This window comes from Magnetospirillum sp. XM-1 (assembly GCF_001511835.1).
Taxonomy (GTDB): domain Bacteria; phylum Pseudomonadota; class Alphaproteobacteria; order Rhodospirillales; family Magnetospirillaceae; genus Phaeospirillum.
On the sequence record NZ_LN997848.1, the window covers coordinates 1,691,316 to 1,704,705 of the forward strand.

Annotated in this window: 17 protein-coding genes; 11 read left to right on the forward strand and 6 right to left on the reverse strand. The window is 66.1% G+C overall.

Annotated features, from left to right (window positions below; translation table 11 throughout):
* Positions 1 to 45: 45 nt before the first annotated feature.
* Positions 46 to 867, reverse strand: a complete 822-nt coding sequence (gene murI / locus XM1_RS07890; protein ID WP_068432352.1) for a glutamate racemase — start codon at positions 865 to 867, stop codon at positions 46 to 48.
* A 147-nt stretch (positions 868 to 1,014) separates the two neighbouring features.
* Between murI and XM1_RS07895 the strand changes: the two genes are divergently transcribed.
* The 5 genes from XM1_RS07895 (at position 1,015) to XM1_RS07915 (ending at position 4,934) form a co-directional block, all read left to right on the forward strand.
* Entirely contained in the window at positions 1,015 to 1,713 is a 699-nt protein-coding gene (locus XM1_RS07895; RefSeq protein ID WP_068432357.1) for a cyclic nucleotide-binding domain-containing protein, read from the forward strand.
* Between the two features lie 4 nt (positions 1,714 to 1,717).
* On the forward strand, positions 1,718 to 2,416 hold the full coding sequence (locus tag XM1_RS07900; RefSeq protein ID WP_068432360.1) for a Crp/Fnr family transcriptional regulator: 699 nt from the start codon (positions 1,718 to 1,720) through the stop codon (positions 2,414 to 2,416).
* A gap of 139 nt (positions 2,417 to 2,555) precedes the next feature.
* The gene (locus XM1_RS07905) at positions 2,556 to 3,140 is read left to right on the forward strand and encodes a DUF2249 domain-containing protein (protein WP_231920729.1); all 585 of its coding nucleotides are present in this window, start codon (positions 2,556 to 2,558) and stop codon (positions 3,138 to 3,140) included.
* The gene (locus XM1_RS07910) at positions 3,140 to 4,435 is read left to right on the forward strand and encodes a hypothetical protein (protein ID WP_068432364.1); all 1,296 of its coding nucleotides are present in this window, start codon (positions 3,140 to 3,142) and stop codon (positions 4,433 to 4,435) included. Before XM1_RS07905 ends, XM1_RS07910 begins: the two co-directional genes overlap by 1 nt.
* 7 nt (positions 4,436 to 4,442) lie before the next feature.
* Positions 4,443 to 4,934 carry a hemerythrin domain-containing protein gene (locus XM1_RS07915; protein ID WP_068432367.1) on the forward strand — a complete coding sequence of 164 codons (492 nt, stop codon included), beginning with the start codon at positions 4,443 to 4,445 and terminating at the stop codon, positions 4,932 to 4,934.
* Between the two features lie 245 nt (positions 4,935 to 5,179).
* Here the strand turns inward: XM1_RS07915 and XM1_RS07920 are convergent, their stop codons facing one another.
* The gene (locus XM1_RS07920; RefSeq protein WP_068432370.1) at positions 5,180 to 5,521 is read right to left on the reverse strand and encodes a hypothetical protein; all 342 of its coding nucleotides are present in this window, start codon (positions 5,519 to 5,521) and stop codon (positions 5,180 to 5,182) included.
* Positions 5,522 to 5,651: 130 nt separating this feature from the next.
* On the opposite strand from XM1_RS07920, the gene purU reads away from it, so the two are divergent.
* Positions 5,652 to 6,512: a formyltetrahydrofolate deformylase gene (gene purU / locus XM1_RS07925; protein ID WP_068432375.1), complete on the forward strand. Its 861-nt coding sequence runs from the start codon at positions 5,652 to 5,654 to the stop codon at positions 6,510 to 6,512.
* A 3-nt stretch (positions 6,513 to 6,515) separates the two neighbouring features.
* Here the strand turns inward: purU and XM1_RS07930 are convergent, their stop codons facing one another.
* A complete protein-coding gene (locus XM1_RS07930; protein ID WP_068432381.1) occupies positions 6,516 to 7,142 on the reverse strand; it encodes a FecR domain-containing protein in 627 nt (208 codons plus the stop codon).
* 93 nt (positions 7,143 to 7,235) lie between these two features.
* On the opposite strand from XM1_RS07930, the gene XM1_RS07935 reads away from it, so the two are divergent.
* Together XM1_RS07935 and XM1_RS07940 are read left to right on the forward strand one after the other, a co-directional pair.
* Complete coding sequence (locus XM1_RS07935) at positions 7,236 to 7,604, forward strand: DUF423 domain-containing protein (protein ID WP_068432384.1); 369 nt, start codon at positions 7,236 to 7,238, stop codon at positions 7,602 to 7,604.
* Between the two features lie 89 nt (positions 7,605 to 7,693).
* Positions 7,694 to 8,059: a response regulator gene (locus XM1_RS07940; protein ID WP_068432386.1), complete on the forward strand. Its 366-nt coding sequence runs from the start codon at positions 7,694 to 7,696 to the stop codon at positions 8,057 to 8,059.
* 393 nt (positions 8,060 to 8,452) lie between these two features.
* On the opposite strand, the gene rpmG is transcribed toward XM1_RS07940, so the two are convergent.
* Both rpmG and XM1_RS07950 read right to left on the reverse strand, forming a co-directional pair.
* Complete coding sequence (rpmG, locus tag XM1_RS07945; RefSeq protein ID WP_002725389.1) at positions 8,453 to 8,620, reverse strand: 50S ribosomal protein L33; 168 nt, start codon at positions 8,618 to 8,620, stop codon at positions 8,453 to 8,455.
* A gap of 74 nt (positions 8,621 to 8,694) precedes the next feature.
* Entirely contained in the window at positions 8,695 to 9,723 is a 1,029-nt protein-coding gene (locus XM1_RS07950; RefSeq protein ID WP_068432388.1) for a GGDEF domain-containing protein, read from the reverse strand.
* Positions 9,724 to 9,929: 206 nt separating this feature from the next.
* On the opposite strand from XM1_RS07950, the gene cysP reads away from it, so the two are divergent.
* The 3 genes from cysP (at position 9,930) to cysW (ending at position 12,750) form a co-directional block, all read left to right on the forward strand.
* Positions 9,930 to 10,958: a thiosulfate ABC transporter substrate-binding protein CysP gene (gene cysP, locus XM1_RS07955; RefSeq protein ID WP_197603109.1), complete on the forward strand. Its 1,029-nt coding sequence runs from the start codon at positions 9,930 to 9,932 to the stop codon at positions 10,956 to 10,958.
* A 90-nt stretch (positions 10,959 to 11,048) separates the two neighbouring features.
* Positions 11,049 to 11,873, forward strand: coding sequence for a sulfate ABC transporter permease subunit CysT (gene cysT / locus XM1_RS07960; RefSeq protein ID WP_068432390.1), 825 nt, complete (start codon positions 11,049 to 11,051; stop codon positions 11,871 to 11,873).
* 4 nt (positions 11,874 to 11,877) lie between these two features.
* Positions 11,878 to 12,750: a sulfate ABC transporter permease subunit CysW gene (gene cysW / locus XM1_RS07965; protein WP_068432392.1), complete on the forward strand. Its 873-nt coding sequence runs from the start codon at positions 11,878 to 11,880 to the stop codon at positions 12,748 to 12,750.
* A 132-nt stretch (positions 12,751 to 12,882) separates the two neighbouring features.
* Here the strand turns inward: cysW and XM1_RS07970 are convergent, their stop codons facing one another.
* On the reverse strand, positions 12,883 to 13,293 hold the full coding sequence (locus tag XM1_RS07970; protein WP_068432395.1) for a PaaI family thioesterase: 411 nt from the start codon (positions 13,291 to 13,293) through the stop codon (positions 12,883 to 12,885).
* Positions 13,294 to 13,390: the final 97 nt, after the last annotated feature.

A 13,390-nucleotide genomic window follows, 5' to 3' on the forward strand; every position in this document is an offset into this window, starting at 1 on the left:
CCCCGGGTCAGGCCCGGGGGTGACGAAATCGGAAAAAGGCGGGCTCTATCCCAGGTCGATGGCCTCGACCTCGGCTTCCCCGATCGCCCAGGGAACGAAGACCTTCGACACCCGGGCGAAGCGCTCGGGCGCGTCGGTGGCCAGATAGCGGATACGGACCTCGCCGCCCTCGCTTTTCAGGTTGCGGAGCGACAGCAGGTCTTCCAGCACCATGGCGGTGGTCGAGGCGGAATCCACCACCGCCACCTCGCGCCCCAGCAGGCGGCGGAACAGGGGCGCCAGGGCGGGAAAGTGGGTGCAGCCCAGCAGCAGGCAATCGGCGGCATCGGGACCGGAAAACAGCGGGTCCAGGTAGTGGCGGGCGATCTGCTCGGCGATGGGGCCGTCCACCAGCCCTTCCTCGACCATGGAGACGAACAGCGGACAGGGCAGTTGCGTCACCTGGGCGTTGGGCCGCGAATGCAGGATGGCGCGGGGATAGGACCCGGCCTGCACGGCGCTTTCCGTGGCGATGACCACGATGCGCCCCCGTGCCGAGGCGGCGGCCGCGGCCGCCGCGCCCGGCTCGACCACGCCGATCACCGGCAGGCCGGGAAAGGCGGCGCGCAGCGCGTCCAGCGCATGGGCCGACGAGGTGTTGTCGGCCACCAGCAGCGCCTTGATGCCGTAGGACACCAGGCGGCGGGTGGCTTCCAGGGCATAGGCCGCCACGGTCTGGGCGCTCTTGGTGCCGTAGGGCAGGCGGGCCGTGTCGCCCAGATAGATCAGCGATTCGCCGGGCAGGCGTTCGCGCACCGCCTTCAGCACGGTCAGCCCCCCGACGCCCGAGTCGAAGATGCCGATGGGAAGGTTGGCGCTGTCTGTCATGATGTCCGGATGTGAATGTCCCTCGAGTGCATACTTAGCGGTCCCGCCGCCATCGGGCAAGAGGCGGGGCATTTAGGGGCTGGAACGGGGCGGCGCTTCGGCGTACGGTGCGCTCCGATTGACCAGAGTCACATGGGGAACCCATTCATGACGCAGGTGCTCGACCGCGAGGTGCTGCTGCAACTGCAATTCGCGCCGCTGTTCACCGGCCTGGCCGAGAAGGACGTGCGCGAGCTTCTCGACGGCGCCGAATTGCTGGTCCTGGGGCACGAGCACCTGCTCTACCGGGAAGGCGAGGTGGTCAGCCGTTTCTACGTGGTGCTGGACGGCCATGTGGAGCTGTCGCTCGGCGTGGACGGCAAGAAGAGCGTGGTCGAGGTGGCGCGGCGCGCCACCGTGCTGGGCGACGCCGCCATGTTCGGACCGGGGCGCTACATCATGACCGCCCGGGTGCTGACCGGGGCGACCCTGCTGGCCATTCCCGCCGATTCCTTCCGCGCCCGCCTGGAAGAGCGTCTGGACATCACGCTGCACATGCTGACCACCATGAGCTTCCGCCTGCGCATGCTGGTCCGCCAGATCGCCGAGCTGAAGCTGAAGACCACCGCCCAGCGCCTGGGAAGCTTCCTGCTGACCATGGTCGAGGCCGAGGACGGCAGGGCCGAGCTGCGCTTTCCCTACGACAAGAAGCTGGTGGCCGACCAGTTGGGCATGAAGCCGGAAAGCCTGTCGCGCGCGCTGGGCAAGCTGGGGCGCATCGGGGTCGAATCCCTGCCCGACAATCTGGTGGTGATCGCCGACGTGGCGCGCCTGCGCGAATTCTGCGCCGAAGAAGAAGGCATCTGACGCCATGGCCCTCAGCCCCGCCGAACTGAACCTCGTCGCCAAGGCCCCCCTGCTGGCCGGCCTGTCGCCCGCCGACCTGGCGCTCTTGATGGACGGGGCCCATTCCGCCGTCTATCCCGAGACCGAGCTGCTGTTCAACCAGGGCGACAAGGCCGACCGCTTCTTCGTGCTGCTGGAGGGCCGGGTCAACGTCTTCGCCCTGACCGAGACCGGCGACCAGTCGATCATCGAGGTGTTCGACCCCATCGTCTCCTTCGCCGAGGCCGCCATCTTCTCGTCCGGCATCTTCCCGCTGAACGCCGAGGTGATGGCCGGCTCGAAGCTGGTGCACGTGCCCGCCCCGCTGTTCCTGAAGCGGTTGGCCGACAACCGCTCGCTGGGCCTGTTGCTGCTGGGCGGCCTGTCCCAGTGGCAGTTCCGTCTGGCCCACGAGATCAGCGAGCTGAAAAGCAAGTCGCCGGGCCAGCGCCTCGCCACCTTCCTGCTGGCGCTGGCCGCCAAGGCGGGGGCCGACACCGCCGGAAGGGTGCGCCTGCCGCTGACCAAGGCGGTGCTGGCCAGCCGCATCGGCATCGCGCCGGAAAGCCTGTCGCGCGCGCTCAACCGTCTCAAGGCCTATGGCGTCGAGACCCATGGCCGCGAGGTGGAGATCACCGATATCGAGGCGCTGCGCCGCATGGTGCGCGAGGGCGGCGGGGAATAGCCGTCACACTTGGGAAAATCTTTCGCCCCAGGCCTTCGGGGCGTGCAGCCATTCCGCACATAAAGTCACAGCTTAACAAACGTCAAGGCGGCGCCTTGGGCGGCGGGGCAGCTTTGCATCATCCTTGCGGAAGGTGTTCATGATGGCCGGTAACGTGGCAAGTGCGGGTATCAACGAGGCTGGCGGGCCGCCGGAATGGCTGTCCCTGGCGCTCGACGCCGCGCCGCTGGACGTCCGGCCGCTGCTGGCCCAGGGCGTCGACCCTTTCGCCACCGTCATGGAGGCGGCCACGACCGTCGAGTTCGGCGGCTCCCTGGTGGTGGACGCCCCCTTCAATCCCTCGCCGCTGCGGCGCATCCTGGCCGGGCGGGGATTCTCGTCCTACGGGCGCAAGCTGAACGAGGGGCATTGGCGGGTCTTCTTCCACCTGGACGGCGGCACCGACTGGGAAAGCGGCGCCGAAGTGGACGTGGGGCCCGAGGGCGCCATGAGCTGGCGGGAAGACGACGGGCTGCACATCGACGTGCGCAAGCTGGCCCCGCCCAATCCCATGCTGGCCATCCTGCGGCTGGTCGAAAACGTCGGACCGGACGAGACGGTGGTTGTGCATCACGAGCGCGAACCCCACTTTCTAGCTCCGGAGCTGGCCGAACGCGGCTGGCGCATCGCGCGGGTGTCCAGCGAGGTGGTCAATGTCAGGCTGTGGCTGGAGCGGATGATCTGATGTTCCCCGGCAGCTTCATGATGGGGGCGAAGGATCGCCTCCTGCCCCCGTCCGTCCCCTATCGCTTCTTCGTGGCCGCTTCGGCCTTCCATCTGCTGGCCTGGGTGCTGCTGCTGGTGGGCAGCGAGGGCACGCTGGGCTTCGTCGGCGGCCAGGGCATGGTTCTCGCCGCGCTGCACCTGATCACGCTGGGCACCCTGGCCATGACCGCCATGGGCGCCGCCATCCAGTTGCTGCCGGTGGCGACGCGCCGCCCGCTGGGGCCCGTCTGGGCCATCAAGCTGATGTTCATCCTCTACGCCCCCGGCGTGGCGCTGTTCGCCGCCGGACTGGCCCATTCCTTCGCCTGGGCCCAGCATGCCGGCGCGACCCTGTCCGTCGCCGGGCTGGGCCTCTTCGGGTATCTGGTGGGGACCAACCTGCGCAAGGTGGACGATCTGCCGGGCGTCACCCGCCATGCGTGGCTGGCGGTGGCGTCGCTGGTGGGCCTGGCCATCCTGGGGCTGCTGCTGATCATCGACTTCACCAAGGGGTTCCTGCCCGATCACACCGCCGCGGCGGCCGCCCACGCGGTGCTGGCCGGATACGGCTTCATGGGCATGCTGGCCCTGGGCTTCTCCTACGTGCTGATCCCCATGTTCGTGCTGGGCTCCGCCGTGCCCGACGCGGTGGGCAAGCGGACGGCGCTGCTGTCGGCGCTGGGCCTGGCGTTGGGCGCCGGTGGCGCGCTGGCCGGGTTGGGGCTGGTCTCGGCGCTCGGCATCGTGCTGGGGCTGGCGGCCTGCGTCATCTATCTGCGCGGCATGCTGGCCAGCCTCAAGACCCGCATGAAGAAGCGCCTGGAGCCGTTCTTCCGCATGGTGTGGATCGCCTGGGCGCTGCTGCCCGCCAGCCTGCTGGCCGCCCTGGCCCCGGCGCTGGGCGCGCCGCTCGATCCCTGGGCCGAGCTGTGGGGATTTCTCCTGGTGTTCGGCTGGCTCTTGTCCTTCGTCACGGCGATCTTGCAGCGGATCATGCCATTCCTGGCCTCCATGCATTCCTCGGCCTTGGGGGGCAAGCCGGCGCTGCTGTCGCACCTGTCGCCCAAACTGCCGGTGGACATTCACCTGGGTTGCCACGCGGCCGCCCTGGTTCTGGTTTCCGTCGCCATCGTCGGCGGCTGGGTCTGGCCCATGCGGCTGGGCCTGCTGGCCGGTCTGATCGGCGCCATCGCCTTCGGCGTCTACACCATCGAGGTGTTGCGCCGGTATCGTGCCCACATGGCCGCCGCCGCCGCGGCCAATCAACAAGGATGAGCGTTTCATGAACACCCAGACCGGCGCCCTGCTGCATCAGGCCCACATGACCACCATCGAGGCGTTGCAGTCGCTGGACGAACTGCTCGGCTCCAACAAGAAGGCGCCCGCCAAGGACGAGCTGCTGGCCCGCAAGCTCAAGCAGCTGGCCCGCATCCTCAAGTCCGAGGTGGAGAACCATTTCGGCTTCGAGGAGAACCACCTGTTCAAGGTGTTCGTCGAGCAGGGCGAGACCGGCATCGTCACCATGCTGACCCACGAGCACCGCTCGATCCTGCCGCTGGCCCTGCAGGTGGCCGACCTGGCGGTGGCCGCCGCCGAGGCCGGCTTCACCGACGCCACCTGGACCGAGTTCAAGGACGCCGGCGCCGAGTTGGTCGAGCGCGAGATCTTCCACATCCAGAAGGAAGAGATGGGCCTGCTGTCCGCCATCTCCGCCCTGGTCGATCCCGAGATGGACGAGGAACTGGCCGACATCTACCGTCGCGAAGTGGGCTGATCCAGTCCCTGCGGCGGGAGGCGCTTCACCGTCGGAAGCTCGTCATGCCCGGACTTGATCCGGGCATCCACGATTACCGCCGCCAAGCGGTCGTTTCAAAGGTGTTCCGGCGGAACCGCGTGGATGGCCGGGTCAGGCCCGGCCATGACGGCCGTGGGATGATTTTTTTGGCGGCTTAATGACAAAAGGCGTCTCGCTTCCACGAGACGCCTTTTTGCTGCGCGTGCCGGGGGTGCCGGCCGGACCTATTCTTCCTCGATGCCGGCGGCGGGCAGCACGGTGACGCCGGTGCCGTCCTCGTCCTCGATCAGGACGAGGTCACCCTCGATGCGGTCGCCGTCTTCAACCAGATTGTTGAAGTAGTGCCACAGGAACGACACGGCGATGGTCTGGTCGATCTCGTCGTCCTCGTCCATCTCGTCTTCGTCCATGGCCGAGATGTCGCGCAGGATTTCCAGCGAATCCTCGAACATCTCGTTCACGTCGGGCTTGTCCTCGAGCACGTTCTTGATGATGTAGTCGTGCTCGGAATCTTCCAGCTCGTACTTCCACTGGGCGTTGCCCGACTTGTAGTAAACGGTGATCATCGAGCCTGCTCCGTGGGCGAAAAACTTGCTCCGGACCTTCGGCCATTTGCGGCGAAAAGGCAAGGGCGGGATTGCCCATCGGGGCGGGGTCGGCTAAACCCATTGCTCCGTTTGAATGAGGAAATCGACCATGGCCGACAAACCCACCTGGGTCCTGACCATCACCTGTCCCGACACGGTGGGAATCGTCGCGGCGGTATCGGGTTTCCTCAGCACGCACGACTGCTTCATCACCGAGGCCGCCCAGTACGGCGATCCGCTGTCGTCGCGCTTCTTCATGCGCATCGTGTTCGGCGCCGGCGCCATGACGCCGCCCATCCCCGAGCTGGAAAAGCTGTTCACCGTGGTGGCCGCCCAGTTCCAGATGATCTGGAAGCTGCATGACGCCACCCGCAAGGCCCGGGTGGTGATCCTGGTGTCCAAGTTCGGGCATTGCCTGAACGACCTTCTGCACCGCTACCACACCGGTTCGCTGCCCATCGAGATACCGGCGGTGATCTCCAACCACCAGGACATGCGCTCCATCGTCGAATGGCACGGCATTCCCTATCACTACATGGCGGTGGACAAGCACGACAAGGCCGCCCAGGAAACCCGCGTCATGGAGGTGATCGAGCGCGCCGACGCCGAACTGGTGGTGCTGGCCCGCTACATGCAGATCCTGTCCACCGACATGTGCACCCGGCTGCAGGGCAAGGCCATCAACATCCACCACTCGTTCCTGCCCAGCTTCAAGGGGGCCAAGCCCTACCACCAGGCCCATTCCCGGGGCGTGAAGATCATCGGCGCCACCGCCCATTACGTCACCCCCGACCTGGACGAGGGCCCCATCATCGAGCAGGGCGTCGAGCGCGTCGACCACACCCACACCCCCGACGACCTGGTGGCCATCGGCCGCGACATCGAGAACGTGGTGCTGGCCCGCGCGGTCCGTTGGCACACCGAGCACCGGGTGCTGCTCAACGGTTCGAAGACGGTGGTGTTCCGGTAAGGATCAGTTTCCGAAGCTGACCGTGGCGAAGGCGCGATTGATCCGTTCCTCGCCCCAGAAGGAGGGCGGACGGGGCGTTTCGCCCGGCCCGGTCACCGAGGTGCCTTCGCCGGGCGTTCCCAGCTCCACCGAGCCGGCGGCGGAACTCACCACCACGCGGCCCTCGAGTAGCAGCACGCTCAAGGGCGCGTCCAGCGGCCCGCCCCAGAAGCGGGTGCCGCGCACCCCCACCGAGGCCAGCGGCGTCTTCACCGTCAGGGGATGGTCGGGCAGCTTGCCCACCGCGCCGGTCTGGAGCAGGAACGAACCTTCGGCCAGGGCCAGCTCCGCCTTGCCCGCCGCGCGCTCCGGCGCCCAGTCATAGGCGGCGATTTTCATCTCGGCCCCGTCGCTCAAGGTCAGCTCCATGCCGTCGCTGAACTGGACCAGCAGGCGCGCGCCGGGGCCGGTGCGCAAGGTCTCTCCCGGCCGCACCGGGTCGCCGGCCGCCAGGGGGCGGGTGGCGGCGCCGTCCCGGGCCTGGGCGGCTCCCTGCAGGCGGATCACCTTTGCGGCGTCCTGCGCCCTGCTTTCGCCGGCCAGCAAGGCCAGGCCGAGAACCAGGGCGATCAGCATGCGCGGAACGGCCATTCCAAAATCCCCCCATTCCCAAATTTTCTCGTGGCGGTCAAACTCCATCCATTATTTCGTGCCGCGAGGCGGACGGGTCAAGGAGGCGAAAGCATGCGTGTCTGGTTGATGCTGGCCGGGCTGAACGGAGCCATGGCCGTGGGCTTCGCGGCCTGGGGATCGCACGGGCTGGATGGCGATGCCGCCCGCTGGGTCGGGCTGGGCAGCCAGTTCCAGTTGCTGCACGCGGTGGCCCTGCTGGGGCTGGCGCGCTTCTGCGCCGAGGGCCGCCGGCTGTTCCGGCCCGCCGCCGCCCTGATGGTCGCCGGCATCGTCCTGTTCTCGGGATCGCTCTATGCGAAGGCGCTGGGCCTGTCCTTGCCGGTGCCCATGCTGACCCCATTGGGGGGCGTCGGTTTCATTCTGTCCTGGCTGCTGCTGGTCCCGGCGGGATGGTTAGCTGATGATCATGCTCGGATTTGACTTGGCGACGGGAATTGCCCATGATGCCTCTGCGTGGGCAGCCTGCGCCATCGGGGTCGCATCGGGCTGAGCGGGGAAACGGGAAGGTCATGGCCAAGTCAGTGCTGATCGTCGAAGATAACGACTTGAACATGAAGTTGTTCAACGACTTGTTGCAGGCGAACGGCTACGAGACCATCCAGACCAAGGATGGCCGCGAGGCCATGGACATCGCCCGCAAGCATCGTCCCGACCTGATCCTGATGGACATCCAGCTTCCCGAGATTTCCGGTCTGGAAATCACCAAGATGCTGAAGAACGACGCCGAGCTGAAGGCCATTCCGGTGATCGCCGTCACCGCCTTCGCCATGAATGGCGACGAGGAAAAGATCCGCGAGGGCGGCTGCGAGGGCTATATCGCCAAGCCCATCTCGGTGGCCAATTTCCTGCAGACCGTGGCGCGCTTCCTGGAATAGGGCGCCGCCTGTTTAATCCGCGACACGTCGTCACCCTGAGGTGTCTCCCACTTCTGCCCGGTTTAATTTGAACCGGCGGACGTGGAGTCATGAGACACGGATGTCACGGATGCGGTGCTTCGCACCGCTCGCGGATAAACACGGAAATGCTCTCGTTTCCGGCCGCCTTCCCGACCCCGCCCCAGGATGGCCATGGGGGATTTCCATTATCCGTGATCATCCGTGGCCGCGAAGCGGCATCCGAGTCCATCCATGTTCCATGACCAGATGAAACCCGCATTGGCTCTGCCATTCGGGTCTCTCAGAGTGGGCGAAAAGACAAACGAAAAGGGCGTCCCCTTGGGACGCCCTTTGATCCTTGCTGTCGCATCCGGCCCGCAGGCCGGCGCTCCACTACTTGATCTTGGCTTCCTTGAACTGGACGTGCTTGCGCACGACCGGATCGTACTTGCGGAATTCAAGCTTCTCGGTGGTCTTGCGGGGGTTCTTCTTGGCCACGTAGAAGAAGCCCGTCCCAGCGGTGCTCAGCAGCTTGATGAGAATGGTGGCAGGCTTAGCCATGGCGAAAATCCCGAACAGCGTTGGTGATGAAAACTTGAGGCGCGCACCATACTGATACCGGCGGCAGAGTCAAGTCAGAATAGCTTGGCCTTGGCGAGAGAGGGGGATTCGAACGGCAAATCCCCCTGGGCGACAAGGTGCTCGAACGAGTGGACCTGATTGCGGCCGTGCGCCTTGGCATAGTAGAGCGCGCGGTCGGCGTTGCCTATGACCACGGAGGGCTTGTCGTCGCAATCGATGCGGACAAATCCGACGCTGACGGTGATGCGCCCCACGTCGGGGAAGGCGAAGGCCTCCACCGTGGCGCGGAAGCGTTCGAACACCGCCTGGGCGGCCAGGAAGGTGGTGGGAGCCAGCAGGACGACGAATTCCTCTCCCCCGAAGCGGAACAGCCTGTCCTCGGCTCGGAAGGCCTTGCGCATCAGGGCCGAGAGCAGCAGCAGCACCTCGTCGCCGAAGATGTGGCCGTAGGTGTCGTTGATCCGCTTGAAGTGGTCGATGTCGATGATGCCCAGCCAGTGGTGCTGGCCGTCCAGATGGGCTTCGCGCCGGTTGCCGTTGAACGACACGTCGATGTGCCGGCTTTCGGCGACGATGGTGCTGAAATTCTCGTCGAAGGTCTTGCGGTTCTTCAGCCCCGTCAGGGTGTCGCGCGCCGCGTCCCACAGAATGGTGAGGTAGTTGCGGTAGATGGCGATGAAGCCCTTGATCAGGCCGGAGGGCTCGGCCTGGCCCGGGGCGGTGTGGGTGACCAGGAAGGCGCAGACCTTGCCGCGGTCGTCGATCACCGGATGGGCGCGGCGGATGCCGCCGTCGGCCAGCGTCTCGCTGCGCTCGCAGCCCATGGCCATGCAGTCCAGCAGCAGGGGGTCGGTGCCGATCTCCTGCAATTCGTCCGACGGGTTGGCGCCGTCATGGCTTCGGATGGCGGCCCAGTCGACGAAGATGCCGTTGGCGGTGGGCATGGGCGTGCAGATGCCGCAGAACGGCAGGTTGGCCAACTCGGCCAAAGTGGCGGTCAGGCAATCTTCCAGATGCTTCTGACTCCGCTGTTCGGTCAGAAGTACAATCGATGATAGAACGGATTCCGGTGTGATCGCCAAGCCAGAGCTTCCTCTAAAGTATCTGGTTCTAGCTTATTCCTAAGGATGTGCCTGGAGTCAATGCGCGTCTGGCGGCGGCGGTGGCGCATTGCTTTTGGTTGGGTCGTTTATGCACGGCCATTAACAACGTAAAAAATATGTATTTTTATTATCAATAACACATGCTAGACGTTGTTTAACCCAAGGATGACCGAACGGAGTTTCCCATGGCTTTTCGTTTCTCCACCCTGGCCGCGCTGACGGCCCTGGCGCTTTCCCCGGTCCTGGCCCCGGCCGGCGCCCTGGCCCAGGACAAGGCGCCGGGCGAGCTGCTCAACGTGTCCTACGACATCGCCCGCGAGCTGTTCCAGCAGATCAACCCCGCCTTCCAGGCCACCCCGGCCGGCAAGGCCGCCGACGGCAAGGCGATCGAGATCAAGCAGAGCCATGCCGGTTCCTCCAAGCAGGCCCGCGCCATCCTGGAAGGCCTGCCCGCCGACGTGGTGACCTTCAACCAGGTGACGGACGTGCAGGTGCTGGCCGACCGGGGCTTCGTGCGCAAGGACTGGCAGACCGCCTTCCCCAACGGCGCGTCGCCCTATTACTCGCTGCCGGCCTTCGTGGTCAGGAAGGGCAATCCCAAGAACATCAAGAACTGGGACGATCTGGTCCGCCCCGACGTCAAGGTGGTGTTCCCCAACCCGAAGACCTCGGGCAACGGCCGCTATACCCATCTGGCCGCCTACGCCTTCGCGCTGGAGACCTACAAGGGCGATCAGGTGCAGGCCAAGGAGTTCATCCGCAAGCTGGTGGCCAACGTGCCGGTGTTCGACACCGGCGGGCGCGGCGCCACCACCACCTTCGTCGAGCGGGCCACCGGCGACGTGCTGGTCACCTTCGAGGCCGAAGTGGGCGGCGTGATCAAGGAATTCGGCGCCGACAAGGTCCAGGCGGTGATTCCGCCGGTCAGCATCCTGGCGGAATTCCCGGTGGCGGTGGTCGACAAGGTGGCGGCCAAGAAGGGCTCGGCCAAGACCGCCAAGGCCTATCTCGACTACCTCTACACCGACGAGGCGCAGGAGATTTTGGCCAAGAACTTCTACCGGGTGCATTCGGAGAAGGTGGCCGCCCGGCATGCCGGCGACTTCCCCAAGGTCCGTCTCTACACCACCGAGCTGTTCGGCGGCTGGGACAACATCCAGAAGATCCACTTCGCCGAAGGCGGCATCTTCGATCAGGTCTTCGGCAAGAAGTGATGCACGAACGGCTTTAGCCGGGTAAAAAGGCCGTCATCCCGCGTGCGAGCGCGGGATGACCTGCCGTTTGGTTCCTCCGGAGTTGGTTCGATGCGCGCCCGCAGGCTGTTGCCCGGCTTTTCTTTGACCATGGGAATGACGCTGGCCTATCTCGGCCTGATCGTTCTCCTGCCGCTGGGCGCCATGCTGGTCAAGGCGGCGGGCATGAGCCTGGAGGCCTTCATCGCCGCCACCACCGGCCCGCGCGCCCTGGCGGCCTATCAGGTCACCCTGCTGTCGGCGGCCGAGGCGGTGCTGTTCAACGGTCTGGCCGGGCTGCTGTTCGCCTGGGTGCTGGCCCGCTATCAGTTTCCCGGGCGCAACCTGCTGGATGCGCTGATCGACCTTCCCTTCGCCATGCCCACCGCCGTGGCCGGCCTGGCCCTGGCCGCCGCCTTCGCGCCCAACGGCTGGGTGGGGCAGTATCTCGAGCCCCTTGGCTTCAAGGTGGTCCACGCCCAGCCGGGCATCGCCATCGCCATGGCCTTCACCAGCCTGCCCTTCGTGGTGCGAAGCGTGCAGCCGGTGATCGAGGAACTGGAGACCGAGACAGAGGAGGCCGCCCGCACGCTGGGCGCGTCCGAGCTGCAGGTCTTCCTCAAGGTGATCATGCCGACCCTGGCGCCCTCGCTGCTGGCCGGCATGTCGCTGGCCTTCGCCCGCTGCCTGGGCGAGTTCGGCGCCATCATCTTCATCGCCGGCAACCGCCCCTTCGAGACCGAGATCGCCGCCCTGCTGATCTTCATCAAGCTGGAGGAGTACGAGTTCGGCTCCGCCACCGCCATCGCCACCGTGGTGCTGGCCTTCGCCTTCATCACCATGCTGCTGACCAACGGCATCCAGGCCTGGCAGCAGCGCTATCTGGCAAAGGGGTGAACCCATGATACCCGCCATGGCCGTCCACCACGTGCCCCACCGCCAACCCGGCGGCAAGCGGCGCCTTGTCCTGATCGGCCTGGCCGGGCTGCTGGCGCTCGGCTTCCTGATGGTGCCCATGGCGGTGATCTTCGCCCAGGCCTTCTCCAAGGGCTGGGCGGCGTGGTGGGGCGCGGTCAGCCATCCCGAGACCCTGCACGCCATCGGCCTCTCGCTGCTGGTGCTGGCCATCGTGGTGCCCATCAACGCCGTCTACGGCCTGGCGGTGGCCTGGACGGTCACCAAGTTCCGCTTCAAGGGCAAGAAGTGGCTGGTGGCCCTGGTCGAGGCGCCGTTCTCGGTGTCGCCCATCGTCGCCGGCGTCGCCGCCCTGATGGTCTATGGCGGATCGGGGCTGCTGGGGCCCTGGCTGGAGGAGTACGACCTCAAGGTGATGTTCGCCCTGCCGGGCATCGTCATCGCCACCCTGTTCGTCACCAGCCCGTTCATCGCCCGCGAATTGCTGCCCCTGATGCAACTGCAGGGCACCGACGACGAGGAAGCTGCCCTGACGCTGGGGGCGGGGGGGCTGGCCATCTTCCTGCGCGTCACCCTGCCCAACATCAAATGGGCGCTGTATTACGGCATCATCCTGTGCGCCGCCCGTTCCCTGGGCGAGTTCGGCGCCGTTTCGGTGGTGTCGGGGCAGGTGCGGGGCGAGACCATGACCCTGCCCTTGCAGATCGATCTGCTCTATCACGATTACGAAAGCTCGGGCGCCTTCGCCGCCGCCTCGGTGCTGACCCTGCTGGCCCTGGTCACCCTGGTGCTGAAGCTGCTGGTCGAGCGCTTCTACGACCGTGAGATCGAGCAAACCCTGGCCGAGCGCCAGGGCTGAGCGCTCTGATGCAGGGCGAGGTTGCTCCAGCGGCCATTGAGGCCGCGGCCAAGCTCGCGGAGGCGAGCGCTAAGGCAGAGGGGCAAATATGAATCCTTAGGCCATTGAGCGTCGCGTTTGACGCTCAATGGTCTAAGGAATGGCGTAGGTGGCCGTCACGTGGGCCACCAGCTCGTCGCTGCCCGCCGCGATCAGCTCCACCGCGCCCATGGCGAGGCGGCGGCCCAGCTTCAGCAAGGTGGCCTCGGCGATGATGTCGCAGCGTTCGGCCTTGCGCAGGAAGCTGATGTTGAGATTGCTGGTCACCGCCATCTCCTGCTGGCCGATGGCCGACAGCACCGCGGCGTAGAGCCCCACGTCGGCCAGGGTCATCAGGGCCGGGCCGCACACCACGTCCACGGGACGGGTGAGATGGGGGCCGAACGGCATGATCAGGCGCGCGCTGCCCTTGCCGATGCTTTCGGCCCGGATGGCCAGATCGCGGGCCATGGGCAGCTTTTCCATCAGAAGAGCGTTGAACTGTTCGGCGGAGATGGCGGACATCGGACCTCCCGGGTAAACTGGTCCGACCATTGTGCCCGTCGGCTCTGGCGACCGCAACGGGCATGGGATAACCCACTGATCCATAAAAGAAATCCGC